General features: G+C 69.7%; 23 protein-coding genes. 7 read left to right on the top strand and 16 right to left on the bottom strand.

Annotated elements, in window-relative coordinates:
* Window positions 1–150: 150 nt before the first annotated feature.
* A complete protein-coding gene (locus tag IEW34_RS03710) occupies window positions 151–1,140 on the top strand; it encodes a lipid A biosynthesis lauroyl acyltransferase (RefSeq protein WP_280516255.1) in 990 nt (329 codons plus the stop codon).
* A gap of 12 nt (window positions 1,141–1,152) precedes the next feature.
* Here IEW34_RS03710 and IEW34_RS03705 read toward each other — a convergent pair whose 3' ends face one another.
* From IEW34_RS03705 to thpR, 7 genes are all read right to left on the bottom strand, one after another.
* Window positions 1,153–2,592: an aldehyde dehydrogenase family protein gene (locus tag IEW34_RS03705; protein WP_188607735.1), complete on the bottom strand. Its 1,440-nt coding sequence runs from the start codon at window positions 2,590–2,592 to the stop codon at window positions 1,153–1,155.
* A gap of 715 nt (window positions 2,593–3,307) precedes the next feature.
* On the bottom strand, window positions 3,308–3,460 hold the full coding sequence (locus tag IEW34_RS30265) for a hypothetical protein (protein ID WP_210324433.1): 153 nt from the start codon (window positions 3,458–3,460) through the stop codon (window positions 3,308–3,310).
* Between the two features lie 31 nt (window positions 3,461–3,491).
* Complete coding sequence (locus tag IEW34_RS03700) at window positions 3,492–3,632, bottom strand: hypothetical protein (RefSeq protein WP_188607734.1); 141 nt, start codon at window positions 3,630–3,632, stop codon at window positions 3,492–3,494.
* 105 nt (window positions 3,633–3,737) lie between these two features.
* Window positions 3,738–5,642: a molecular chaperone HtpG gene (gene htpG, locus IEW34_RS03695; RefSeq protein ID WP_188607733.1), complete on the bottom strand. Its 1,905-nt coding sequence runs from the start codon at window positions 5,640–5,642 to the stop codon at window positions 3,738–3,740.
* 378 nt (window positions 5,643–6,020) lie between these two features.
* On the bottom strand, window positions 6,021–6,590 hold the full coding sequence (locus IEW34_RS03690; RefSeq protein WP_244641743.1) for an invasion associated locus B family protein: 570 nt from the start codon (window positions 6,588–6,590) through the stop codon (window positions 6,021–6,023).
* A 114-nt stretch (window positions 6,591–6,704) separates the two neighbouring features.
* Complete coding sequence (locus IEW34_RS03685; RefSeq protein WP_244641741.1) at window positions 6,705–7,103, bottom strand: YkvA family protein; 399 nt, start codon at window positions 7,101–7,103, stop codon at window positions 6,705–6,707.
* 98 nt (window positions 7,104–7,201) lie between these two features.
* A complete protein-coding gene (gene thpR / locus IEW34_RS03680) occupies window positions 7,202–7,735 on the bottom strand; it encodes an RNA 2',3'-cyclic phosphodiesterase (protein ID WP_188607732.1) in 534 nt (177 codons plus the stop codon).
* Between the two features lie 257 nt (window positions 7,736–7,992).
* Between thpR and IEW34_RS03675 the strand changes: the two genes are divergently transcribed.
* Window positions 7,993–8,916 carry a protein-L-isoaspartate O-methyltransferase family protein gene (locus IEW34_RS03675; protein WP_188607731.1) on the top strand — a complete coding sequence of 308 codons (924 nt, stop codon included), beginning with the start codon at window positions 7,993–7,995 and terminating at the stop codon, window positions 8,914–8,916.
* 19 nt (window positions 8,917–8,935) lie between these two features.
* Here the strand turns inward: IEW34_RS03675 and IEW34_RS03670 are convergent, their stop codons facing one another.
* Complete coding sequence (locus tag IEW34_RS03670; protein ID WP_244641739.1) at window positions 8,936–9,553, bottom strand: arylesterase; 618 nt, start codon at window positions 9,551–9,553, stop codon at window positions 8,936–8,938.
* A 205-nt stretch (window positions 9,554–9,758) separates the two neighbouring features.
* Here IEW34_RS03670 and IEW34_RS03665 point away from each other — a divergent pair, with 205 nt between their 5' ends.
* From IEW34_RS03665 to IEW34_RS03655, 3 genes are all read left to right on the top strand, one after another.
* A complete protein-coding gene (locus IEW34_RS03665; RefSeq protein WP_244641786.1) occupies window positions 9,759–10,484 on the top strand; it encodes an ABC transporter ATP-binding protein in 726 nt (241 codons plus the stop codon).
* Window positions 10,481–13,066 carry an ABC transporter permease gene (locus IEW34_RS03660; RefSeq protein WP_244641737.1) on the top strand — a complete coding sequence of 862 codons (2,586 nt, stop codon included), beginning with the start codon at window positions 10,481–10,483 and terminating at the stop codon, window positions 13,064–13,066. The genes IEW34_RS03665 and IEW34_RS03660 overlap by 4 nt, the downstream gene beginning before the upstream one ends.
* Window positions 13,067–13,457: 391 nt before the next feature.
* Window positions 13,458–14,240, top strand: a complete 783-nt coding sequence (locus tag IEW34_RS03655; protein ID WP_188607729.1) for a Bax inhibitor-1/YccA family protein — start codon at window positions 13,458–13,460, stop codon at window positions 14,238–14,240.
* Between the two features lie 111 nt (window positions 14,241–14,351).
* Here IEW34_RS03655 and IEW34_RS03650 read toward each other — a convergent pair whose 3' ends face one another.
* A complete protein-coding gene (locus IEW34_RS03650) occupies window positions 14,352–14,765 on the bottom strand; it encodes a DUF2794 domain-containing protein (protein WP_188607728.1) in 414 nt (137 codons plus the stop codon).
* 725 nt (window positions 14,766–15,490) lie between these two features.
* Between IEW34_RS03650 and IEW34_RS03645 the strand changes: the two genes are divergently transcribed.
* Window positions 15,491–15,796 carry a hypothetical protein gene (locus IEW34_RS03645; RefSeq protein ID WP_188607998.1) on the top strand — a complete coding sequence of 102 codons (306 nt, stop codon included), beginning with the start codon at window positions 15,491–15,493 and terminating at the stop codon, window positions 15,794–15,796.
* A gap of 176 nt (window positions 15,797–15,972) precedes the next feature.
* Here the strand turns inward: IEW34_RS03645 and leuB are convergent, their stop codons facing one another.
* The 4 genes from leuB to IEW34_RS03625 all read right to left on the bottom strand — a co-directional run bounded on the left by leuB (window position 15,973) and on the right by IEW34_RS03625 (window position 19,649).
* Window positions 15,973–17,082, bottom strand: a complete 1,110-nt coding sequence (gene leuB, locus IEW34_RS03640) for a 3-isopropylmalate dehydrogenase (protein WP_188607727.1) — start codon at window positions 17,080–17,082, stop codon at window positions 15,973–15,975.
* A gap of 294 nt (window positions 17,083–17,376) precedes the next feature.
* Window positions 17,377–17,781, bottom strand: a complete 405-nt coding sequence (locus IEW34_RS03635; RefSeq protein WP_188607726.1) for a DUF1398 domain-containing protein — start codon at window positions 17,779–17,781, stop codon at window positions 17,377–17,379.
* 30 nt (window positions 17,782–17,811) lie between these two features.
* Window positions 17,812–18,273: a MarR family winged helix-turn-helix transcriptional regulator gene (locus IEW34_RS03630; protein WP_188607725.1), complete on the bottom strand. Its 462-nt coding sequence runs from the start codon at window positions 18,271–18,273 to the stop codon at window positions 17,812–17,814.
* Between the two features lie 116 nt (window positions 18,274–18,389).
* Window positions 18,390–19,649 carry a TCR/Tet family MFS transporter gene (locus IEW34_RS03625; RefSeq protein ID WP_188607724.1) on the bottom strand — a complete coding sequence of 420 codons (1,260 nt, stop codon included), beginning with the start codon at window positions 19,647–19,649 and terminating at the stop codon, window positions 18,390–18,392.
* 153 nt (window positions 19,650–19,802) lie between these two features.
* Here IEW34_RS03625 and IEW34_RS03620 point away from each other — a divergent pair, with 153 nt between their 5' ends.
* A complete protein-coding gene (locus tag IEW34_RS03620; RefSeq protein ID WP_188607723.1) occupies window positions 19,803–20,219 on the top strand; it encodes a DUF3574 domain-containing protein in 417 nt (138 codons plus the stop codon).
* A gap of 50 nt (window positions 20,220–20,269) precedes the next feature.
* On the opposite strand, the gene IEW34_RS03615 is transcribed toward IEW34_RS03620, so the two are convergent.
* The 3 genes from IEW34_RS03615 to IEW34_RS03605 all read right to left on the bottom strand — a co-directional run bounded on the left by IEW34_RS03615 (window position 20,270) and on the right by IEW34_RS03605 (window position 23,480).
* Window positions 20,270–20,659 carry a RidA family protein gene (locus tag IEW34_RS03615; protein WP_188607722.1) on the bottom strand — a complete coding sequence of 130 codons (390 nt, stop codon included), beginning with the start codon at window positions 20,657–20,659 and terminating at the stop codon, window positions 20,270–20,272.
* A 165-nt stretch (window positions 20,660–20,824) separates the two neighbouring features.
* Entirely contained in the window at window positions 20,825–22,507 is a 1,683-nt protein-coding gene (locus tag IEW34_RS03610) for an acyl-CoA dehydrogenase family protein (RefSeq protein WP_188607721.1), read from the bottom strand.
* 109 nt (window positions 22,508–22,616) lie between these two features.
* Window positions 22,617–23,480 (bottom strand): DMT family transporter, encoded by an 864-nt coding sequence (locus IEW34_RS03605; protein ID WP_188607720.1) that lies wholly within the window; start codon window positions 23,478–23,480, stop codon window positions 22,617–22,619.
* Window positions 23,481–23,646 lie beyond the last annotated feature (166 nt).

Genomic DNA, 23,646 nt, shown 5'->3' with positions numbered 1-23,646 from the left:
CTTCATCCGGCTCATATCACGTCCCGCCGCATTTCCCGATCCGCCTTGATCGTCCGCGCGGATAGAATCGCTCCAGGGTCTTGACCCCGATCTCCGCATCCCCGATGCAGCCCCAGCCTTTCGTTGTCCCCAGTCCTGCCGGTCGAGTAGTTGCGCCCCCGTTCCCTCCTCCACCGCGTCAGCGAGCGCATCGCCGACGTGACCATGATCGGCGTCGTGCGCGCCGTCTTTGCCATCCTGCGCCTCATCGGCCCGGACCGCTCGAGCGCGGCCGGCGGCGCGCTCGGCCGCCTCATCGGCCCGCTGCTGCCGGTGCACAAGGTCGCGCTGGCCAATCTGCGCGCGGCCTTTCCCGAGAAGAGCGAGGCGGAGCGCCGCGCCATCGCCAAGGGCTCCTGGGAGAATCTGGGAAGGACGGGCGCCGAATACGCCCATCTCAGCCAGATCTTCGACTATGACCATCTCGACCCCAAGCCGGACGGGCGCATCCAGGTCGAAGGCATCGAGCACTTCATCGCGCTGCGCGACGATGGCCGGCCCGGGCTGGTGTTCTCCTCGCACCTGGCCAACTGGGAGCTGCCGGCCATCTGCGCCGCGCGCTACGACCTCGACGTGACGGCAGTGTTCCGGGCGCCGAACGATCCGGCCGTGGCCCACGCGGTGCAGGAGGTGCGCAGCCAGACCATGGGCGGCCTGGAGGCAGCACGCCCGGGCGCGGCCTTCGCAATGGTCGAGGCGCTGGAAAAGGGTGGCCACCTCGGCATGCTCATCGACCAGCACTTCACCCGCGGCGTGGTGGCGCCGTTCTTCGGCCGGCCGGCGCTGACCAATCCGATCATGGGCAAGTTCGCCCGCCGCTTCGAATGTCCGGTGCACGGGGTCCGTGTCGTGCGCACCGGCGGCGCGCGCTTCAGGCTGGAGCTGACGCCGCCGCTGGAGCTGCCGCGCGACGCGGGCGGCGAGATCGACGTCCAGGGCGCCATGGCGATGATGACGGCCGTCGTCGAGGACTGGGTGCGCGAGCGCCCCGACCAATGGCTGTGGATGCATCGGCGCTGGCGGCCGGAGTTCATAAAGCCGGCACCGGCCAAGGAAAAGCCCGGTGCTGGCGCACCGGGCTTCGATCGTCCGCCGTCCTGACGCGAGCGAGCCTTACTCGGCTGCTGCCTGCTTGGGCATACCGAGCACCGCCTTCACCTCGAGGAACTCGCCGAAGGCGTGGTCACCCCACTCGCGGCCGTTGCCGGACATCTTGTAGCCGCCGAACGGGGCCATCAGATCCGGGTTGGCGCCGTTGAGGCTTACCTGGCCGGCGCGCAGCTGCTTGGCCACGTCGAGTACCTTGCCGGTATCGGTGCCGGACACGTAGGCGGCGAGGCCGTACTCCGTGTCGTTGCCGACGTCCACCGCCTGCTCGACGCTGTCATAGCCGAGGATCGAGACCACCGGTCCGAAGATCTCCTCCTTGGCGATGGTCATCTCGTTGGTGACGTTGGCGAACACGGTCGGCTTGACGTAGTAGCCCTTGTCCAGGCCCTCGGGCTTGCCGGTGCCGCCGGCGACCAGGGTGGCGCCCTCGTCGATGCCCTTCTGGATCAGGCCCTGGATCTTGGTCCACTGGGTCTCCGACACCACCGGGCCCATGGCGACGTTGCCGCTGGGGTCGCCGACGATGGTGGCTTCCGCCGCCGCCCGGGCGATGGCGATCACGTCCTCCATCTTCTTGCCCGGCACGAGCATGCGCGTCGGCGCATTGCACGACTGACCGGAGTTCAGCATCACCGCCTTGACGCCGCCGGTCACCGCCGAATTGAGATCCGCGTCCTCCAGGATGATGTTGGGGCTCTTCCCGCCCAGTTCCTGGTGCACGCGCTTCACCGTCGGCGCCGCGTTGCGCGCCACCTCGATGCCGGCGCGCGTCGAGCCGGTGAACGACACCATGTCGACCTCCGGGTGCGAGCTGATTGCCGCGCCCACGGTCGGCCCGTCGCCGTTGATGAGGTTGAAGACGCCCGCCGGTACACCCGCGGCCTCGAGGATCTCGGCGAAGATATAGGCCGAGAACGGCGCGATCTCCGACGGCTTCAGGATCATGGTGCAGCCGGTGGCGAGCGCCGGCGCGACCTTGCAGGAGATCTGGTTCACCGGCCAGTTCCATGGCGTGATGAAGCCGCACACGCCGATCGGCTCCTTGAGGAGCAGCGTCGTGCCGCGCGGCTCCTCGAACTTGTAGCTCTTGAGCACGGCCGCAGCCGTCTGCAGGTGGGCGGCGCCCATGGCGGCTTGGGCCCGCTGGGCGAGCCACACGGGAGCGCCCATCTCCTCGGTGATCGCCTTCGCCATGTCCTCATGGCGCTTCTTGTATTCGGCGACAATGCTCTCCAGGAGCTCGATGCGCTCCTCGCGGCTGGTGCGGGAGAAGGACTTGAAGGCCTTGCGCGCGGCCTTCGCCGCACGGTCGACGTCGGCCGCCGTGCCGAGCGCGATGCGTCCGGCAACGGCTTCGGTGGCCGGATTGATCACGTCGAGGGTTTTGGCCTGGCCCGGCTCGACCCATGACCCGTCGATGTAGAACTTGGTGTAATCGCGCATCTGGCATCCTCCATCATCGGTCCGTCGGTTTCGCTGTCCGGCGGTCGTCGGCGCCGCTGCGGCGCCACAACCTGTCGGCGCGCAGCCGTTCGCGGCTGCGTTCGAGGGGCCGGCCGTGGAGGGTTATCTCATTGTCGTCGCACCGAGGGAAGGCCCGTGCGGCACCGCCTGTCGCCCCCATTGGCCCGGTTGCCGGACCAAAAGGCCGCAGGCGCGGCAAAGGGCCCGCCGCCTGCCGCGGACCTGCCGTCAGCGGCGGTAGACGCCCACGCGCATGCCGAGCACGCGCAGCCTGAAGCCCACGAGCCTGACGGCGATGGCGGCCCGGGCCTTGAGCGGCAGGGAGATGCGAGGCGTATCGTGGTTCATGGTGGTCGAAGTCTCCGGCGCCCCGCGCGGCCGTGCGCCACGGGGAAGATGGTGATCGGGTGATCGAGGAAGCGGCCACCCCATCCGGATCCCCGGACCATGTGCGCCAGCTGGGTGTCAAACGCGCTTCGCGGCGGGCTGGTCTCACCCAGGCTGCGAAAGCGCCGCTCCAGATCCGAGGAACGGGAGCGTTTCACGGTCGGATGGGCGCATCCGACGGAGACAGCCTCTAGCACGAAGCCGGCGCTTTCGGGGCGAAAACGCACCCGATACCCGCCGGGCGAGCCCTAGACATGCGGTGGTCGGCAGGTTGTGAAACGCCCGTGCCGGCCCCGCGGTGCGGCGGTCAGGCCAGGGCGATGACGACGACGAGCACCACGGTAAGGCCGCTGAGCCAGGCCAGCACGAGCCCCATGTCCATCGATGCGAGGCTGCGCCGAGGCGCCAGCCGATGGGGATGTTTCAACCGCTCCACCTCCGTTCCGGACAAGTGTTGCACGGGCGAGCACCGTGGCGGCGATGCGCCAGCCTCAGATGCCGGCACCGCGCATGGCATTGGCGGCGATCAGCGCTGCGGCCTTCAGCGACCAGCCGATCGGCATGGCGACCAGCGACGCGGGATAGGAGGCGCCTCGCAGATCGGAAGTACTCCCGATCCGGACATGCGCCATCCGGCCGAGAATGGGCTTCGAGCGACCGTCCCGCTCTAAGTCGCTGCCATGAGCATGATCTCTTCCAAGGTCCGGCGTCCCCCTTCTTGGGATCATGCTCCGGCCCTAGCTCAGCCCGCGGCGGATCAGCCGGCCGAGCCGGTCGGAGAAGCCGCGCGTGTCCGCCGGCGGAACCCCGTCGAGAATACGGGCTTCATCGAGCAGTATCCGTGCGGCGTCCCGGCGGAAGTCCGCCTCGTCCTCGCCGAGGGCCGCCAGCGCCGCCACCAGTTCGTGGCCCGGGTTGATCTCGAGGATGGGCTTCACCTCGCTCTTCAGCTGGCCGGCGCCGGCCAGCAGCTTCTCGAGCTGGCGATCGGGGCCGTGCTCGGGAGCGGTCAGGCAGACCATGCTGTCGGTGAGGCGGTCGGAGGCGCGCACGTCGGCGACCACGTCGCCGAGCGTCTCCTTGACGAAGGTGATAAAGCGCGTCACCGGCTCGCTCGCGGCCGCCGCGGGCTGGTGCGCCTCGTCGAGCAGCGGCACCAGCGCCAGATCGGCGCCGCCCTGGGTGACCGACTTGAACGGCTTGCCCTCGACGTCCGGCGCCGCCGTCACCCAGAAGCTGTCGATCGGCTCGGCCAGCAGCAGCACCTCGACGCCGCGGGCGCGGAAGCCCTCGAGCTGAGGCGAGGCCTCCAGGCGCGCCTGATCGTCGCCGGCGATGTAGTAGACGGCGGTCTGGTTCGGCCTGAGGGCGGCCGTATACTCCTTCAGCGTGCGCCATTCGCCGGGTGCGGCCGTGGTCTTGAAGCGGGCAAGGCCGAGCAACTGCTCACGGCGCTCGAAATCCTCGTAGAGGCCCTCCTTCAGCACCGAGCCGAACGTGTCCCAGATCTTGGTGTAGGCCTCCTTGTCGCTCTCGGCGAGCTTCTCCAGGTCGCCCAGCACGCGGCCGGTCACGCCCTTGCCGACCGCCTTCAGCAGCGTGCTTTCCTGGATCATCTCGCGGGAGATGTTGAGCGGCAGATCGGCGGAATCGACGATGCCCCGCACGAAGCGCAGGTAGCGCGGCAGGATGTCCGCATCGGCGGTGATGAAGACGCGCTTGACGTAGAGCTTGACGCGTCCCTTGCGGTCGGCGTCGAACAGGTCGAAGGGCCGCGCGCTCGGCACGAAGACCAGCGCGGTATACTCGTGCCGCCCCTCGGCCCGCATGTGCACGATCAGCGCCGGTTCGTCGAGGTTGTAGCTGACGCTCTTGTAGAAGTCGGCGTATTCCTCGGGCCCGATCTCGCTCTTGGACCGTGTCCACAGGGCCGCGCCGTCCACGATCTCCTCGGGCTCGGCGCCGGGCTTGTCGATCACCGAAATCGGCACCGGCACGTGCCCGGACTGGGTGCGGACCAGATTCTCGATCTTGTAGCGGTCGGTGTAGGTCTTGGCGTCGGCGAGCAGATGCAGGGTGACGCGCGTGCCCCGCTCCGGCGCCGTCTGCGCGCTCGCGGCCTCGATGGTGTAGGCGCCCTGGCCGTCCGACGACCAGCGCGTGGCGGCGTCTGTGCCCGCGCGCCGGGAGATCACCTCGACGCGATCGGCGACCATGAAGGCGGAGTAGAAGCCGACGCCGAACTGGCCGATGAGCTGGGCGCCAGCCTTGCTCTCGCCGGCATCCTGGGCCTTGGCGGCCTCGATGCGCTCCAAAAACGCCTTGGTGCCGGAGCGGGCGATGGTGCCGAGCGCCTCGACCATCTCGTCCGCGGTCATGCCGATGCCGTTGTCCTCGACGGCGAGCGTGCCGGCTTCGGCGTCGAGGGCGATGGTGATGCGGGCCTTGGCATCGCCGCCCAGGAGTTCCGGCGTGCCGATCGCCTCGTAGCGAAGCTTCTCGCAGGCGTCGGCGGCGTTGGAGATCAGCTCGCGCAGGAAGACGTCCTTCTCGGAATAGACCGAGTGCACCATCAGGTGCAGTAGCTTGGCGACATCAGCTTCAAAGGCGCGGCTCTCGGGCGCGGATGCTTCGGCGGTCATGGAACGCAAACCCTCTCATCCCAAAGCATATCCCGATCCGCTTGAGCATCGGCGCGGGACATGCTCCAACTTTCTTAGATCTGGGGCGCTTCTTCTGCGACGGAGACGTCACCCGTCGCAGAAGAAGCGACTCGGAGATCGGCGACCACCAGATGGCGGAAGGTGGCTGGGATTTCAAGCACGCGGCGCGCCTCGACAACTGCCGCTGGCGCGCGGGCAGGCCGCTGGACGTGCGGCCGGGGGACTAGAGCATTTCCGCGTTTCTCCGAATCGCGGAAATGCCTATCTATTTGTTTTGTCGCATTTTCTTCACGCGAACCGGCGTCCACTTCGCTCGAAAATGCTCTAGTCGTTCGCCACCGGGTGCGGGCGGCCGCGTCAGGAGCATTCCTTGCGGGCGCGCTCCAGCGCCTGGGTGAAGCCGCGCAGGGAGTATTCGTCGGAGAGCTTGTTGCCGCGCGCCGACTGCACCTTCAGGATGAGCTTCTCGCCCTTGCTCATGGCCGCGACGACAGGGCTCTCCTGGGCCGGATCCTTGATCCAGCCGTTGGCGCCCTTGGTGACGACCGCAAAGCCCGTGCCGTCGACGACCGCTTCCGCGTCGGTGCTGTCCTTGGCGCCGAAGCCGAGCACCCAGCTCACCTCGTTGCGCACGCCGTCGGCGGGCCGCATGGACACGAAGAGATACGCCGGGTCGCGGTTGAGCTGCTTGGGCAGCCGCTCCTTCGGTTGCGAGAGGGCGTAGCAGACCTTGTTCCTGCCCTGTGAGGCGTAGGCGCCCCAGTCGCCGAACGCGCCGATCTGCTGGCCGCCGCCGGGCGCGGCGGGCTTCCCCGTCGCAGGCTTGCTGGCCGGCCGGGCCGTGGCGGGAAGGGTGAGAAGGGACGCGGACAGCACCATGCCGGCGCAGGCCAGCGCGCGAAAAGCGACCGAGCTGGGGCGAATCATGGCGTGATCATAGTTCCTTGCGGTGAGACAGGAAGGGGCCGGCACGGCCGCCCCGTTTGCCGCACGAGAACATGAAACCGTTAAGATTCCGAATCCCGGCCGCCGCGCCTGCCCTCACGCGTGGGCGGCGCGATCCTCGCCGTCGAGCGCCACCTTCGCCTTGCGGCGGTGGGCGGGCGTGATGGCGTTGGAGACCGCCGCGAGCGCGAGCGCGAGGACAGCGGCATCGTCGGTGAAGCCGACCAGGGGCAGGAAATCCGAGACAGCGTCGACCGGCAGGATGAAATAGGCGAGCGCGCCGAACAGGATCATGCGCACGCGCGGCGGCGTCGCCGGATCGGTCGCGCAATAGAACGCCGACACCAGGTCCTCGGCGAACGGTACGTTGCGGGCCACCCGCTTCAGCGCGGTCCAGAAGGTCTTCCGAACATGCGCCTCGTCGCCGGACGCGCCCTGGGCGGCGTGCCGCATGGCGCGCATCTCCTCCGGCGTGAACGGCTCGGCAATCCCCATCGTCTTCTCCGCGTCGCGGTCCCCCCATCCTACGCGCGGGGGCGGCCGGCGCTCAAGACATGGTGCAGCTTCGGCCCGTCGCAAGCCAAGGGCGGGGCTCAGCCGAGAGGGTAGGCCGCCTCGATCACGTAGGGCCCGCCGCCCACCGAGTCGCGCGAGGAGAACAGCACGAAGCGGTAGGCGGTGAAGCGCATGGTCGGAAACGCGCCGCGCAGGGCGAGATAGTCGGCGACATCCATGGGCGAGGCGTCGCGCAGGCGGGCCAGCGTCACGTGCGGCGTGAACTTGCGCCCCTCGGGCGGAATGCCGGCGCTGCGCACCCTGCGCTCCTGGTCGGCCTGCAGCTCGGCGAGGGCCGCGGTCGGCGCCACGCGCGCGATCACCGCCCGCGGGCGGCCGCCGCCGAACGCCGACAGACTGTCCAGCGTCACCGCCACCGGCTCCCGGTGCACCTCCCCGAGCGCGGCATCGATGTCGCGCGCCGTGGCGTGGTCGATATCGCCGATGAACCGCAGGGTGATGTGGTAGTTCTGCTGGTCGATCCAGCGCGCGCCGGGCAGGCCGCCGCGCATGCGGGCGAGCGCGTCGCTCATGTCGGAAGGGATCTCGAGGCCGGTGAACAGACGGGGCATCGTTCTCCTCCTTGCCGCCGGCCGGCCGGCGCCACGACGACGACGGGACAACCACGAAGCGTGCCAAATGTGGCTCGAATCAGTCGATGTCCGGTGGGGCAGTCCTTACAATGACACCATGACGGCCATCCGAAACGGGGCGCCAATTGCCGCGATCCATGCTCTTGCGGTGGTCGTGGATCCTCATCCGGGCACCGGCGCCCGGGCGGCGGCTCCCGGGTCCGGCAAAGTCCTCGAGCCGACGAAGGATCGCAGCCATGCCGATCGCCGCGCTTCCGCCGCATGACGCACCGTTCACGCCGGCCGAGCTCGCGCTGGCGCGGCGGGCCTACGCGCGGCAGATGCTGGCGATCGCCGGTATCGAGAATGCGGCGATCGCGCGGGGCTTGGCGGCCGTGTCGCGGGAGGCCTTCGTCGGCGATCCGCCGTGGCGCGTCTCGACGGCGTTCGGCACCGATCAGCCGCTCGCGGGCACCGATCCCGTCGTGCTGTACCAGGATGTGGTCGTCGCCCTCGACGCGGCCCGCGGGGTGAACAACGGCAGCCCGTCGCTGCACGCCAAGTTGTTGGACGCGCTCGGTCCGCGCGCCGGCGACCACGTCGTTCATATCGGCGCCGGCACGGGCTATTACAGCGCGATCCTGGCCGAGCTGGTCGGGCCGGCCGGCCAGGTTACCGCGGTCGAGGTCGACCCCGCATTGGCCCGGCGCGCCACGGCGGCGCTGTCCGGCCGCACCAACGTGCGGGTCGTCTGCGGCGACGGGGCGGTGTGGCCGCAGACGCCGGTCGACGGCATCTACGTAAACTTCGGCGTGATCCGGCCGGCCGACCCTTGGATCGAACATCTGGTACCCGATGGCCGGCTGGTGTTCTGGCTGGGCGGTCCCGGTCCCGAGCGGCCGGCCATGGGAGGCCGCCACAGCGATCGCGGCGCCGCCCTGTGCGTTCAGCGGCAGGCCCGCGGGCGGGCGGCACGGGCGGTGAGTCCAGCCTATTTCGTTTGCGCCGAGGGCGGCTTGGCCGCGCACGACGAGGCGCAGATCGCCGCTTTGGCCCGGGCGTTCGGCGGGGGCGGGCTCGACCGCGTGCGGAGCCTGGTCTGGAAGCGACCGATCCGACCCGATCGCTGCTGGTTCGCGGGCAACGACTGGGCGCTCAGCACCGAGGTGCCCACCCCTTGAGTGCCATGGCGACGCCCCTTCAGCCTTGGCGCGGCAGGCCGCCGAGGAAGCGCTCCACCGTCGGCAGGATGCGCTCGACGATGGTCCGGACGCCCGCCGCATTGGGGTGCAGCCCGTCGGGCAGCAGGAGCTCACGGTCGCCGGCGACGCCGTCCAGGAAGAACGGGTAGAGCATCAGCTGGTAGCGCTTGGCCAGATCGGTGTAGATGCCCTCGAATTGTGCAGCGTAGGGGCCGCCGAGATTGGGCGCCGCGCGCATGCCGGTGAGCAGCACGGGGATGCCGCGCTCCTTGAGCTTGGCGATGATGCCCTCGAGCGCCGTGCGCGGCACCGCCGGGTCGATGCCGCGCAGCATGTCGTTGGCGCCGAGCTCCAGGATCACCGCCTGGGTGCCGTCCGGCACCGACCAGTCGAGCCGTGCCAGCCCGCCGGAGGTGGTGTCCCCCGACACGCCCGCATTGGCGATGGTGACGTTGTGGCCCTTCGCCGCCAGGGCCTTCTGCAGCACCGCCGGAAAGGCATCGGGCTGCGGCAGGCCGAAGCCCGCAGTCAGGCTGTCGCCGAGCGCGACGACGCGCAGCGGCGCCGAGCCGGGCCCCGGCTCGGCGCCGGCGGGTCGGGAGACGATTGACGACATGACGCACGCAACCACCATCGCGGCGATGGTGACCACGCGCTTAAGATGCGACGGGCCAGCGGTCGAGCGCTTGGGCGGCGGGGCGGGCTGCGGCAAAGCGACCGGCCGTTGGCCGGCTGCGCGCGGCTCCCCATATGCGTCGCGGCGACAGACGAGAGCGGACAAGGACATGGAGCGATCCGTGGGCGGCAAATCCGGCCCCGATATGGCGATCTCGCTTGCGGATGTGCAACTGTCGCTGGGGGCTGGCGCCGCCCGCGTGCACATCCTGCGCGGTATCTCCCTCGACATTGCCGCCGGCGAGGCCGTCGGTCTGGTCGGTCCCTCCGGTTCCGGCAAATCCACCTTGCTGATGACGCTCGCCGGCCTCGAGCGGCCCGACAAGGGCCGCGTCAGGCTGGCGGGGCAGGATCTCGGCGCCCTAGACGAGGACGGGCTCGCCCGCTTTCGCGGCCGTCACGTCGGCATCGTCTTCCAGTCGTTCCACCTGGTGCCCACCATGACGGCGCTGGAGAACGTGGCGCTGCCGCTGGAGCTGGCGGGGGCCGAGGACGCCTTCGCGCGGGCCGAGGCGGAGCTCGCGGCCGTCGGGCTGCGCGAGCGCGCCGGGCACTATCCGGCCCAGCTGTCGGGCGGCGAGCAGCAGCGCGTGGCGGTGGCCCGGGCCATCGTCGCCGGCCCCGCCGTGCTGGTGGCCGACGAGCCGACCGGCAATCTGGACGAACGCACCGGGGCGGGCATCGTCGACCTGCTCTTCGGCTTGCGGCGCGACCGCGGTGCCACCCTCGTGCTCGTGACGCACGATCTCGGTCTGGCGCGGCGCTGCGACCGGGTGGTGCGGCTGCGCTCCGGCCGCATCGTCACGGACGCGGAGGCCGATACGCCCCCGTCCATTCCGGCCACGCCCGCGCTCGGGGCCGCAGCCCCATGACGGAAGTCACCGCGGCCGGCGCGATGCCGGCAGGGGGCCGGCGCTGGCGCGGTCCGTTGGTGCTGCGGCTCGCGCTGCGCGAACTGCGCGGCGGCCTCAGGGGCTTCGGCATCTTCCTCGCGTGCCTGATTCTGGGGGTCACCGCCATCGCCGGTGTCGCTAGCGTCTCGCGCAGCCTGAGCGACGGGCTTGCCCGCGAGGGGCGCCGCATCCTCGGCGGCGATGTCGCCGTCAGCCTGCTGCAGCGCCCGGCGACCCCCGAGGAGCGACGCTTTCTCGACAGTGCCGGGTTCGTGGCCGCGGTCGCCAACCTGCGCGCCATGGCGACCGGTGCCGGCGGCGCCGCGCTCGTCGAGCTCAAGGCAGTGGACGGCGCCTACCCCCTGGTCGGAGCGGTCGAGACCAAGCCGGAGGCGCCGCTGGCGAGCCTGCTCGCGGCCCACGACGGCACCTTCGGCGCGGTGGCCGATCCAGCCCTCTTCGCACGGCTTAATCTCGCGGTCGGCGACCGCGTCAGCATCGGCAACGCCACGATCGAGCTCAAGGCCGAGCTCGCCGGCGAGCCCGACAAGCTGTCGGGCGGTGTCGGCTTCGGCCCGCGCCTGATCCTCTCGCAGCAGGCACTCGCCGCCACGGGGTTGATCCAGCCGGGCAGCCTGGTGCGCTGGACCTATCAGGTCGTGCTGCCGCCGGCGCGCGCCGGCGACGCGGGGCTCGCCCGCAGCATCGACGAGCTGGAGCAGGCCTTCCCCAAGGCCGGCTGGCAGATCCGCTCGCGCGTCAGCGCGGCGCCGCAGTTCGAGCGCAACGTCGAGCGCTTCACGCAATTCCTGACGCTGGTGGGGCTGACGGCGCTGGTCGTGGGCGGCGTCGGTATCGCCAATGCAGTGCGCGGCTTCGTCGAGCGACAGCAGCCGACGATCGCCACCATGAAGAGCCTCGGCGCGCCGGGCCGGCGCGTCGTCGCCATCTACCTCACGCAGATCATGATCATCGCGGCGCTCGGGGTGCTCATCGGACTGGCGTTCGGCGCCGCCTTTCCGTTCGTCGCCGTTGCGCTCGCCGGCTCCATCCTGCCGATCCCGGTGCAGCCGACGCTTGCGCTCTCCGAGCTCGCCGTCGCCGCGGTCTACGGTCTGCTCACTGCCTTCGTCTTCGCCATCGGGCCGCTCGGCCGCGCCCACGACGTGCCCGTGTCCGGCCTGTTCCGCGATCTGGTCGCGCCGAGCCGCGCGTGGCCCCGGCCGGTCTACCTTGCGGCCCTCGCCGTGGCTCTCGCGACGCTGATCGCTGTTGCCGTCGGCTTCGCCTACGAGCGGCGCATCGCCATGATCTACGTGGCTGCCGCGGCGGCCGCCTTCCTGATGTTGCGGGCGGTGGCGCAGGGCCTGATGGCGCTGGCGCGGCGGCTGCCGCGGCCCCGCGCCTTCGTGCCGCGCCTCGCGCTCGCCAACATCCATCGGCCCGGTGCGCTGACGCCGTCGCTGGTGCTGTCGCTCGGTTTGGGGGTGACGCTGCTCGTCACCCTGGCGCTCATCGACGCCAACATCCGCCAGCAGCTGACGCGGACCCTGCCGGCCCAGGCGCCGGATTTCTACTTTCTCGACGTGCCGAGCAGCCGCGCCGCCGAGTTTGCCGCCTTCGTCGCCCGCGAGGCGCCGAGCGGGCGCTTCGAGACCGTGCCGATGATGCGCGGTCGCCTGGTGTCGCTGAAGGGCATCCCGGTCGACAAGCTCTCGGTGGCCCAGGACGTCGCCTGGGTGCTGGAGGGCGATCGCGGCATCACCTATGCGGCCGAGCTGCCCGAGGGCTCGCGGGTGACCGCAGGTGAATGGTGGCCCTCCGACCATGCGGGGCCGCCGCTGGTGTCCTTCGATGCGGAGGTCGCCAGGGGGCTCGGCCTCGCGGTCGGCGATGCGGTCGTCGTCAATGTGCTCGGCCGCGACGTCAAGGCGACAGTGGGCAACCTGCGGACGGTCGAGTGGCGCTCGCTCGGCATCAATTTCGTCATGGTGTTCTCGCCCGACAGCTTCCGCGGTGCGCCGCACACCGACCTCGCCACGCTGCGGCTGGCGCCGGGGGCCGGCGCGGCCGCGGAGGCGCAGGTGGTGCGCGCGGCGGCCCAGGCGTTTCCCATGGTCTCCAGCGTGCGCGTCAAGGACGCCCTGGCCGCCATCGACGACATCGTCAGCGAGCTGGCGCTGGCCATCCGCGGCGCTAGCTCCATCGCCCTGCTGGCGAGCGTGCTGGTGCTGGCGGGCGCCCTGGCCGCCGGCCACCGCGCCCGCCTCTATGACGCGGTGGTGCTGAAAACCCTGGGGGCGACACGCGCGCGCCTGATGGCGGCCTACGCCCTGGAATACGGCGCGCTCGGGCTCGCCGCCGCCGTGTTTGGCCTGGCTGCCGGCACGCTCGGCGCCGCCGTCATCGTGACCCAGGTGATGAAGCTCGCCTTCGTCTTCTCCTGGCCGGGGCCGCTGTTCGCCGCGGTGCTCGCCGTCGTGGTGACGGTGGGGCTCGGCCTCATGGGCACCTGGCGCGTGCTGGGCCAGCCGCCGGCACCGCACCTGCGCAACCTCTGAGGCGCCCGTCGGACGCCGAGGCTCCCGGTCCGGCAAGGGCCGTGCAGCGCACCCGGTCCAACGACACCAAGTTCAAAGACACCAAGTTCAACGAAAAATAGCCGATCCGCGCATCAGGTTGTCTTGGGTGCTTCGACGGGGAAGCGGCGACGCAAAGCCGACTTGCGGTGGCGGCGGGAAACACAAACGCGACCGTGCCGGCCCGCTGTTGCAGGCCGCGAGTCCGGAGCTCAGCTTTTTATCGGGTCCGGCCCGGCGCGGCGGCAGTGTTACCGAAGATTAATCGACCTCCGCCGTCTTTCTCTTGTAAGCTATCCCATATCGGACCATATTTGTGACGATGCCGGGAGAGGGCATCGAGGGGACTATCCAACCGTCTCGAGAGGAATTGATGTCAGACTGGAATCGCGGCGCCCCTGGCTATGGCCCGGGCTACGCTCAGACCGGGACCGTCGCGCTCGATCAGGGCCTGCGGTCCTACATGCTTGGCGTGTACAACAACATGGTGGTGGGCCTGGCCATCACCGGCCTGGCGGCGATCGGCACGTACATGCTGTCGGTGACGGGCGATCCGTCGAATGCGGTGGCGCGGGTCGGCAGCCTGATGCTGACCGAGTTCGGCCGCACGCTGTTCGTGAGCCCGCTGAAGTGGGTCGTCATGCTCGCCCCCCTCGGCTTCGTGTTCTTCCTGAGCGCCAGGATGGACCGGATGTCGGTGCAGACGGCGCGGCTCACCTTCTTCGCCTTCGCGGCGCTGATGGGCCTGTCGCTCTCCTCCATCTTCCTGGTGTACACGCATGCCTCGATCGGCCGCGTGTTCTTCATCACGGCGGCGGCGTTCGGTGGCCTGAGCCTCTATGGCTACACCACCAAGCGTGACCTGTCGGCCATGGGCTCGTTCCTGGTGATGGGCCTGATCGGCCTGATCATCGCCTCGCTGGTGAACCTGTTCCTGGCCTCCAGCGCCTTGCAGTTCGCCATCTCGGTGATCGGCGTGCTGGTGTTCGCCGGCCTGACCGCGTGGGACACGCAGCGCATCAAGGAGATGTACTACGAGGGCGACAGCCACGAGACGGCGGCCCGCAAGTCGATCCACGGCGCGCTGTCGCTGTACCTCGACTTCATCAACATGTTCACGATGCTGCTGTCGCTCTTCGGCCAGCGCAACAACTGATCGGCAACCGCCTGATCTCAGACGAAGGCCCCGGGCGACCGGGGCCTTTTTCGTATCTTGCGCCGACCGCGGTGATGGGGCATTCGCCCAACCGCGCACCGCCTCGCCGGCTCAGCCGCCCACCAGGCGCAGCGGCGCCTCGAGCACCTGCAGTACGCGCGACAGCTCGTGACCACGTTTGAGGATCAGCCCGGTGGCGCTCACCACCGCGTAGACGCCCTGGCGCTTGGCCAGCCGGGGGACCTTTTCGATGCGATAGAGCGGCATCTCCGACGAGCGGCGAAACACCGAGAACACCGCCCGGTCGCGGAGGAAGTCGATGGCGTAGTCGCGCCACTCGCCTTCGGCGACGCGGCGTCCATAGAGGTTCAACAGTTGGCTGAGCTCGCGGCGGTCGAACGAGACTTGCAGGGGATCGGGAGGCCGTTGGCCGGTCCCTACGACGGGCGGTGATGCGCGCCGAAGCTCGACCACCGCGTGATGTGCCGGCGCCTCCCCGGCGGCCCCTCCGTCACCCTCGCTCATCGCGCCTCCTACCGGATCCAGATTCGAAGACTCCGGGCATGTCCGCTCGATCCGCTTCGATCTGGTCGAGCACAGCCGTAGGGGGTTCGCCTCGATCTGCCGGGGCGGGGCCCAACTCCGCGATCCGGTGCGTCTCGCCACGGCCGGCACTGCCGCCGACTGCGGACGTGCCGTCTCGCCACAGCTTCGAGCCCAAGGTCATGCAGCCGTCATGATGGAGCGCCGGCGGCCGGCGCGCAAGGGAATCGGGACGCGCGATGCTGTCGGTGCGCGGCCGCGCCGACAGAAACAAAGAATCTCACTTTCGCCTAAAACGCGCCTTCCGACAGCCCCAGTGGGGCGCGACAAGACCGATGTTGCCTCGACGGCCTGGTCGCTTGTCGCTGCGGATCGTCAGCCCCCCAGCCCCCTGCGGCTTCCGGCGGCCAGGCCTCGGGCAACGCTTCTCTCTCCACGCCAGATCCCAAGGACAGGGCCGCCTCCGCGGCCCTTTTTGTCATGCGTCGGCGGCGCTCGACGGTTTGGCCCGAACGCTTTCCCATTGCGTGGAGCCACTCCTTCCGACGAGAAAGAGCTGCAGCCGCCGGGCCCGCCGACTGTGGCGCGGCAGCAGCAGGGAACCGGGACCACCGCATATCCGTTTATTGTGATGCGGCAGGAGCTTGTACTCGGCCATCGATTGCATCATGTAAGCTGAAGCGGACAGCCAGCCGGTGGGGGATCCTATGCGATACGCCTTCGTTACAGTGACGGCCCTCGCCCTGGCGGGGATGACTCTCGCGACCGTCGCCGAAGCACGCGAGGCCAAGCGTACGCCGCAGCGCTACCGCGAAATCACCGTGACGGGCCGCAGCTTCCTAGATCCCGGGCCGGTGGTGCCGGTCGGCTCGACCAACAGATATGTCACCGCCGGCCAGTATTACGCGGTGCGCCCGAACTTCGCCGGGCCGCAGCAGCAGTCGCCGCTGCCGCAGATGCCCTTCGACGTGCCGGGCCGCCCGTTCTCGCCGCCAGCGGCGCTGACGCCGTAACCTTCTCCGGCGCACGTCATGGCCGGGCTGGGCTCGGCCATCGATCCGCTGTCCGAATCTCGCTCGGCCCCTTCCGCCGCGCTGATTCCTTTATTCTCGATGGATAGCCGGGTCAGCTGAGCAGGCCCGTAACCCACGGGCGGCCGAGGCCGTCGGGCCTCGGCCAGTCGGGTGCCTCACGCGGCTTTCGCCAGTGCGGCCACGACGGCATCGCCCATCTCGCCGGTCGACACCGCATTGGCGCCCGGAGCGGCGATGTCCCGGGTGCGCAGGCCGGCGGCCAGTACGCTGGCGATCGCGGCCTCCAGCCGGTCCGCCGCCTCGACCAGCCCGAACGAATAGCGCAGCGCCATGCCGAACGAGCCCAGCATGGCGATGGGGTTGGCGAGGCCCTGCCCGGCGATGTCGGGCGCCGAGCCGTGCACCGGCTCGTAGAGCGCCTTGCGCTTGCCGGTGGCCGGATCCTCGGCGCCGAGCGAAGCCGATGGCAGCATGCCGAGCGAGCCTGTGAGCATCGCCGCCACATCCGAGAGGATGTCGCCGAACAGATTGTCCGTGACGACGACGTCGTATTGCTTTGGATTGCGCACCAGCTGCATGGCGCAGTTGTCGGCCAGCACGTGCTCCAGCCGGGCGCCGGGATACTCGTCCTTGTGGACGCGGGTCACCACCTCGTTCCAGAGCACGCCCGTGCGCATGACATTGCGCTTCTCCGCCGAGGCGACGTGGTTGCGACGCCGGGCGGCCAGCTCGAAGGCGACGCGGGCGATCCGCTCGATCTCGTGGGTGGTGTAGAGCTGGGTGTCGACGGCGCGCTTCTCGCCGTTCTCCAGGGTCACGATCTCCTTCGGCTCGCCGAAGTAGACGCCGCCGGTGAGCTCGCGCACGATGACGATGTCGAGCCCCTCCACATGCTCGCGCTTGAGCGACGAGGCATCGGCGAGCGCCGGGTAGCAGATCGCCGGGCGCAGATTGGCGAACAGGCCGAGGTCCTTGCGCAGGCGCAGCAGGCCGGCCTCCGGCCGATGGGCATAGGGCACCCCGTCCCACTTCGGGCCGCCCACGGCGCCGAACAGCACCGCGTCCGCCGCCTCGGCCCGGGCCATCGCCGCGTCCGAGATGGCAGCGCCGTGCGCGTCATAGGCGGCGCCGCCGACGAGGTCGTGCTCGACCTCGAACCTGGCGAGGCCCTGCCGGTCGAACCACTTCACCAGCTTTTCCACCTCGGCGGCAACCTCGGGGCCGATGCCGTCACCCGGGAGGAGGAGAAGATTGAACGATGCCATGGCTATCCCTGCGCGGTTGCGCGTGCGCCGGCCAGCGCATGCGAAAAGGAGGAGCTGAATGGCGCGGTTTCTAGAGCATTTCGCGATCAGATGGAATCGCCTGATCGCATAGAGCTGCGCCAAGCGCCTGAATCTGGGGCGCTTCTCTGCGGGCCGCGCTTGGCGCTGACCCGGTCCAAGGGCGGTCACCGGGCAGGCTGCGCAGGAACACGCGATGGCGACGCTGACGGCGAGGGCCGATTGGCAAAGACCACTCGAAGTTAATCGGGCGGATAGCGGACGGCAGATGCCCATCTACTGGTTTGGAAAATGCTCGACGTGGGTTTCGGCGGTACGACCGATATAGAGAGCGCGGCGGCCGGAGAGCGACACGATATAGCCGGCGCACCCGGCCGCAACGGCCCTCTCGCAGAATCGCTTGTAGGTATATCCAGGCACCAGGTGCTGCGCTTCCCTGATCGCAGTCTGCATCAGCGCGACATCGAACGTCGGCGCGACGGCGGCGTCGACGCGGTGGGTCGCCAGTTCGATGCTCTCGCTGCCAGCCAAATAGTAGGTCGCGGTGGCCCGCCGGAAGTCGATGCAGTAGCTTTCGAATCCGGCTTCAATCAGTCTTCCGACGATCTGGGGAAAGGTCATGGTATTGCTCTCGGCGCCGTCGAGACAGGACCGGGCAATTGCTTTCTGCCGATCGTTCATAAGCTGCTCCGGGATGTGGTTCGATCGTCTTCATCCGATCGGGAATGCAGTCATGCGGCGGCGTCGGGCCAGGCTCCTCAGGAGACGCTCGAGCGCTTTCCGTTCATCTGCATCGAGACATTCAAAGAATTCGGCATCATTGCGGTCGGCAAGCGCGGCCAGGTCCGGCACGAGGTTACTGCCGCGATCCGTCAGCGTGAGTGTCTGTGCGCGGCCGTCCCTCGCGCTGGCCTCGCGCGCGATCAGGGACTTCGCGATCAGCCTGTCAGCGAGCTTGGTGATCGCTCCCCGCGTCATGCCCATCTCGTCCGCGAGCCGGCTGGGCGGCGTCGGCTCCTTGCCGTAGAGCGCGCGCATCAGGCTCCATTCGGCTACCGTCACCCGCTTGTCGGCCAGTTTGTCCGCGAAGGCATGGGACACGTGGTTGGATACCATGCGCAGCCAGAAGCCAATATGTGCGGTGAGGTCCGAGACGGGCTGGATCGACGACATGGCAACCTCGTTCATTGACTAGGAAACTATATCGGTATGATTTCCTAGTCAACTAAATCGCGCATCGGTGTATCGGCAGGTTCGCGCAGCCCGGGGCCGCGCGCGTCATTTTCGGTTCAGCCGGGGTCCTCGCCCTGCCGTGCCGGCGATGCGGCCGTCACCGCCGCGGCCAGCAGGGCGGCGGCCGCCATCAGGCCGGCGGCGAGCAGCACCGCCAGCCCCGGCAGCGCCTGGCTGGCGTCGCCTCGAATCGACCAGGCGAAGGCAAGGGTGAAGAGGCCCGGTCCGATGAGACCGGTGAGGCCGATGATGCTGGCGCTGGCGCCCTGCAGCTGGCCCTGCTCCGCTGCGCCGACCCGCCGGGTCATCAGCGCCATCACCGCCGGCTGGATCAGCCCGACCAGGGCGAAGACGGGCAGGCCGAGCCAGTATACGAGAGCGGTCGGCGCCAGCCCGTAGATGGCGAAGCCGAGGGCGCCGCAGGCCAAGCCGGCCAGCAGGGCGCCCCGGTCGCCGACGGCGCGGCTGATGGGCCCGACGAGGAGCGCCTGCACGACGATGTTGGCGACCCCCGTGGCGGCGAGCATCAATCCCAGCTCAGAGGTGCCCCAGCCGTAGCGGTAGGACGTGTAGAGCACGAAGATGCTCGGCAGCACGTGATGGGCGAGCTGGAACAGGAAGGTGACTGCGGCAAGCCCCAGCAGCTCCGGGTGCGAGCGCAGCAGCGCCAGCGAGCCCAGGGGATTGGCGCGCCGCCAGCGGAAGGGGCTGCGCCGCTCCGGCGGCAGGGATTCAGGCAGGACGAAGAGCCCGTAGAGGCCATTGACGAAGGCGAAGGCGGCAGCCGCCCAGAACGGCACGCGCGGCCCCCATTCGCCGAGCAGCCCCCCGATGGCGGGCCCCAGGACGAAGCCGACGCCCCAGGCGGCGCCGACCAGGCCGAAGCTCTTGGCCCGGTCTTCCGGCTTGGTGACATCGGCAATGTAGGCGCCGGCGGCGGAGAAGCTCGCGGCGGTGATGCCGGAGATGACGCGACCGACGAACAGCCAGGCGAGCGAGGGCGCCAGCGCCATCATCACGTAGTCGAAGCCGAAGCCGAAGATCGACAGCAGCAGCACCGGCCGCCGGCCGTAGCGGTCCGACAGCAGACCGAGCACCGGGGCCGCCACGAATTGCATCAGCGCCCAGGCCGTCCCGAACAGCCCGAGCATCTCGGCGGCCCGCGCCGTGTCGCCGGTGAAGCCCTCGACCAGCTTCGGCAGCACGGGAATGATCAGCCCGAGCGACATCACGTCGATCAGCACGGCGACGAAGATGAAGCCGAGCGCCGCATTTCGGCGCGGGGGCGCGGCGGAGGTCGCGACGGGGGCGGGCATGGATCGGACGGGCCCGGATCTGGCTTGGCGGGAGCTCGCGGGAGCGCTGTTTAGGCCGTCCGGGCGGTGCTGCCAACCCGCCGGCCCTGATCCGGGGCGACAGGCGCGCGGCGCGACTTGCCGAGGCGCCCCCCGGGTGGGCACTGTGCGCCCATGCGGCTCGCCGTCGTCCTCCTTGCCCTACCGATCGGCGCCTGCGCGGCGGCGCCCGCGTTTGACACCCCCCGGTGCCCGCAAGGGACACGCGCCGGCACCGTCATCGAGATGGTCTTCGGCCGCAACGTCGGCCCGGCCGAGGCGGTGGGCGAGCGCGCTTTTGCGCGCTTCATCGACGACGAGGTGGTGCCGCGCTTTCCAGGCGGGCTGACGGTGCTGGACGCGGCCGGCTACTGGACCGATGCTGGCCGCCCCGCGCGCGAGCGGTCCAAGGTGGTGGTGATAGCGGTTCCGACCGACCCGCCGCTGGCGGCCGACGCCGACAGCCTCCGTGCCGTCGCCACGGCCTATAAGGCTCGCTTTCGGCAGAAGTCGGTCCTGACCATGACGCGCCGCAGCTGCATCGGCTGGTGAGCCATCGCCCTTCTTGAGCGCCATGATGTCTCGTCGAACCATCAACCCGCTCACCGCCCGCGGCGCAGCGCGGTCACCTCGATCTCGATCTTCGTGGCGGGCTCGAGAAGGCCGGCGACGACCAGCAGGGTCGCGGCCGGGCGGATCTCGGCCGGCCTTTCTCCGCAGACCCGCAGCAGCGGCTCGGCGTGCGACCCGTCGGTCACATAGTAGGTGGCGCGGACGATGTCGTGCAGGCTGAAGCCGACACTCTCCAGGACCTCAGCGATCGTGGTCCAGGCGTTGCGCGCCTGCTGCTCGGCGTCGGCCGGCAGGGTCATGGTCGCATAGTCATATCCGGTCGTGCCGGCTACGAACACGAAGGGTTCGTCCACCAGCGCGCGCGAATAGCCGAACGTCGCCTCCATGGGCGAGCCGGTGGAGACGAGGTTGCGCGGCATTGCGATGGTCCGGGCTGGAGCATTTTCGCGTTTCTCCGAATCGCCGAAATGCTCTATCTATTTGTTTTATCGCATTTTCTTCGCGCGAACCGGCGTCCACTTCGCTCGAAATGCTCCAGAGGGCCGGGCCTGACGACCCGGCCAGGACGACAGCGTGGGGCGGCGCTAGTTGCCGCCTTCGATCAGGCGCCGGGCGATGACCTGGGCCTGGATTTCGGCGGCGCCCTCGAAGATCGACAGGATGCGGGCGTCGCAGAGCACGCGGCTGATGGCGTACTCCAGCGCGAAGCCGTTGCCGCCGTGGATCTGGAGAGCGTTGTCCGCATTGGACCAGGCGACGCGGGCGGCGAGCAGCTTGGCCATGCCGGCCTCCAGGTCGCAGCGCTTGCCCTCGTCTTTGGCGCGGCCGGCGAAATAGGTGAGCTGGCGGGCGATCATCAGCTCCGCCGCCATCATGGCGAGCTTGTCGGCGACGCGCGGGAAGTTGACCAGGGCCTTGGCGAACTGCACGCGCTCGAGCGCGTAGCGCAGGCCAAGCTCGAGGGCGCACTGGGCAACGCCCACGGCGCGCGCCGCGGTCTGGATGCGGGCCGCCTCGAAGGTCTGCATGAGCTGGCGGAAGCCTTCGCCCTCGACGCCGCCGAGCAGGTTCTCGCCCTTCACCTCGAAGCCGTCGAAGGCGAGCTCGAACTCCTTCATGCCGCGGTAGCCGAGCACCTCGATCTCGCCGCCGGTGAGGCCGTCGACCGGGAAGGGGTCCTCGTCGGTGCCGCGCGGCTTCTCGCCGAGCAGCAGCGACAGGCCGCGGTAGCCGGGCGCGTCGGGCTTGGTGCGCACCAGCATGGTCATCAGGTCGGCACGGACCGGATGGGTGATCCAGGTCTTGTTGCCGTAGACCTTCCAGACGTCGCCCTCCTTCACCGCGCGCGTGCGCAGCGAAGCGAGGTCGGAGCCGGTGTTGGGCTCGGTGAACACCGCGGTCGGCAGGATCTCGCCCGAGGCGATCTTGGGCAGGTAGTGCTGCTTTTGCGCGTCGGTGCCCCCGCCCAGGATCAGTTCGGCGGCGATCTCGGAGCGGGTGCCGAGCGAGCCGACACCGATATAGGCGCGCGACAGTTCTTCCGAGACCACGCACATGGAGACCTTGGACAGGCCCATGCCGCCGTATTCCTCGGGGATGGTCAGGCCGAACACGCCGAGCTCGGCCATGTGGGCCACGACCTCGAGTGGGATGTAGGAATTGGTCAGGTGCCACTCGTGCGCATAAGGCACCACCTCCGCATCGGCGAAACGCTTCATCTCCGAGCGGATCGCCTCCAGCGTCTCGTCGAGCCCGGTGGCGCCGATGCTGGAGCCGCCGTCCATATCGCGCATCAAGGTCACCAGGCGGGCGCGTGCCGCCGGCGTGTTGCCGCCGGCGATCAGCTCCTCGATGGCGGCGGTGCGGCGGGCGGCGACGGTGTGGCCGTCGAGGCCGAGGTCGGCCAGCCGCACGATCTCGTTCTGGCTGATCGGGATGCCGCCGAAGATCTGCGCCGTGTACTCGCCGGCGGCGATGGCGAGCAGCAGCTGCTCCACCTCGCCGAATTGGCCGTCGGCGGTCAGCCGCTCGGCCCAGTGCACCGCCTCGCGCACGCCGGTGACGTAGGTGGCGAGCCACGACAGGCCGTGGGTCGCGTGCTGCTCGGCGTCGAGCTGTGCCGAGGAGACCTTGCCGCCCTCGCTCACCCGGTCGCGCACGGCCGCCGTCGCGGCGCTGAGCAACGATTCCAGATCCAGCGACGCCTGGCGCGCGAGCGCGATGATGTCGGTCGCGGGCTGGGCTGTGGCGGTCGCCGCGGAGCTCATGGCAATGTCCTCGAAATCGGTGCTGCGTGGACCGGTTCTGAACCGTCTAACTGCGTCGCAACATAGCCGAGCCACGGGGCGAGGCAACGGCGATATGCGTGGCGGCGGCTCAGCCGCGGGCGAGCGCGACGCCGGCCACGGCGATGGCCATGCCGGCGATCTGCACGAGCCCCAGCTGTTCGCCGAAGAGGGCGTAGGCCATGACCGCGGCCACCGGCGGGACGAGGTAGAACAAGGCGGAGACGCCGGCCACGGCACCACGGCGGATGAGGCCGAGCAGCAGCAGGATGCCGCCGGTCGACAGGCCGAGCACCGCCCAGGCGAGCCCGACCCAGACCTCGGCCGAGGCATCGAACTCGAGGTTCTCGGTCAGCAGCGCCACCGGCAGCGTCACCACCAGGGCCGCGGCGAATTGCACCGCGGCCTGGGTACGCAGGTCGCCGCCGCCGGTGCGCTTCTGCCAGAGGGTGCCCAGCGTCACCGCCAACATCGACACGATGCAGGCGAAGAGCGCGGCGAGGGGAAGGCCGTCGCTCACGCCGAGCTTCGGTGCGAGCACAAGCGCTACGCCCACGACGCCGGCCACGAGGCCGACCCAACGGCGGACGGTCACCTTTTCGCCGAGCAGCGGACCGGCGAGCAGCCCCGTCAGGATCGGCTGCATCGAGGTGATCAGCGCGGCGATGCCCGCCGGCAGGCCGTGCCTCACCGCCCAGAAGACGCCGCCGAGATAGATCGCCTGCAGCAGGATGCCGGCCACGATGGCGTCGAACCACGCCCGGCCGGTCGCGGGCCATGAGGCGCCGGCGATCAGGGCCAGCAGCGTCAGCAGGGCCGTCGTGCCGACGTAGCGGGCGGTCAGGAAGGTCAGCGGCTCCGCGTGCGGCGCCACGAGCCGGGCGACGATGAAGCCACTGGCCCAGATGAGGACGAAGGCGGGTGGCGCGAGGCGGTCGGGAAGCGAGCGGCGCATGACGGCGCCCAGCAACCACGGCGGGCCCGCCGACGCAACGGCGGCTCGTGCAGGCCGGACTGTGCAAGCGGCGCTGCGACGCCATTCGATTGCCGGCTCAACAGATTGTCTCGACACGCCACGGCCCCCGCCGCGCCATTGCGTTGCCGGCCCCCTTCGGCAAACT

Source organism: Chelatococcus reniformis (genome assembly GCF_014640075.1).
Taxonomy (GTDB): Bacteria; Pseudomonadota; Alphaproteobacteria; order Rhizobiales; family Beijerinckiaceae; genus Camelimonas; species Camelimonas reniformis.
The sequence above is the reverse complement of the archived record's forward strand: the minus strand, read 5'-3'. Positions and strand labels throughout refer to the sequence as shown.

Coding starts and splice junctions, on each gene's coding strand:
- IEW34_RS03615 (WP_188607722.1), bottom strand. CDS start 20,659: ATGCCGCGCAACCTCGTCTCCACCGGCTCGCCCATGGAGGCGACGTTC.
- IEW34_RS03635 (WP_188607726.1), bottom strand. CDS start 17,781: ATGAACGATCGGCAGAAAGCAATTGCCCGGTCCTGTCTCGACGGCGCC.
- IEW34_RS03620 (WP_188607723.1), top strand. CDS start 19,803: ATGCGGCTCGCCGTCGTCCTCCTTGCCCTACCGATCGGCGCCTGCGCG.
- leuB (WP_188607727.1), bottom strand. CDS start 17,082: ATGGCATCGTTCAATCTTCTCCTCCTCCCGGGTGACGGCATCGGCCCC.
- IEW34_RS03685 (WP_244641741.1), bottom strand. CDS start 7,103: ATGGGGATTGCCGAGCCGTTCACGCCGGAGGAGATGCGCGCCATGCGG.
- IEW34_RS03625 (WP_188607724.1), bottom strand. CDS start 19,649: ATGCCCGCCCCCGTCGCGACCTCCGCCGCGCCCCCGCGCCGAAATGCG.
- IEW34_RS03630 (WP_188607725.1), bottom strand. CDS start 18,273: ATGTCGTCGATCCAGCCCGTCTCGGACCTCACCGCACATATTGGCTTC.
- IEW34_RS03705 (WP_188607735.1), bottom strand. CDS start 2,592: ATGCGCGATTACACCAAGTTCTACATCGACGGGTCATGGGTCGAGCCG.
- IEW34_RS03670 (WP_244641739.1), bottom strand. CDS start 9,553: ATGTCGTCAATCGTCTCCCGACCCGCCGGCGCCGAGCCGGGGCCCGGC.
- IEW34_RS03645 (WP_188607998.1), top strand. CDS start 15,491: ATGCGATACGCCTTCGTTACAGTGACGGCCCTCGCCCTGGCGGGGATG.
- IEW34_RS03660 (WP_244641737.1), top strand. CDS start 10,481: ATGACGGAAGTCACCGCGGCCGGCGCGATGCCGGCAGGGGGCCGGCGC.
- IEW34_RS03700 (WP_188607734.1), bottom strand. CDS start 3,632: ATGGCGCATGTCCGGATCGGGAGTACTTCCGATCTGCGAGGCGCCTCC.
- IEW34_RS03665 (WP_244641786.1), top strand. CDS start 9,759: ATGGCGATCTCGCTTGCGGATGTGCAACTGTCGCTGGGGGCTGGCGCC.
- IEW34_RS03655 (WP_188607729.1), top strand. CDS start 13,458: ATGTCAGACTGGAATCGCGGCGCCCCTGGCTATGGCCCGGGCTACGCT.
- IEW34_RS03650 (WP_188607728.1), bottom strand. CDS start 14,765: ATGAGCGAGGGTGACGGAGGGGCCGCCGGGGAGGCGCCGGCACATCAC.
- thpR (WP_188607732.1), bottom strand. CDS start 7,735: ATGCCCCGTCTGTTCACCGGCCTCGAGATCCCTTCCGACATGAGCGAC.
- IEW34_RS03610 (WP_188607721.1), bottom strand. CDS start 22,507: ATGAGCTCCGCGGCGACCGCCACAGCCCAGCCCGCGACCGACATCATC.
- htpG (WP_188607733.1), bottom strand. CDS start 5,642: ATGACCGCCGAAGCATCCGCGCCCGAGAGCCGCGCCTTTGAAGCTGAT.
- IEW34_RS03675 (WP_188607731.1), top strand. CDS start 7,993: ATGCCGATCGCCGCGCTTCCGCCGCATGACGCACCGTTCACGCCGGCC.
- IEW34_RS03605 (WP_188607720.1), bottom strand. CDS start 23,480: ATGCGCCGCTCGCTTCCCGACCGCCTCGCGCCACCCGCCTTCGTCCTC.
- IEW34_RS03690 (WP_244641743.1), bottom strand. CDS start 6,590: ATGATTCGCCCCAGCTCGGTCGCTTTTCGCGCGCTGGCCTGCGCCGGC.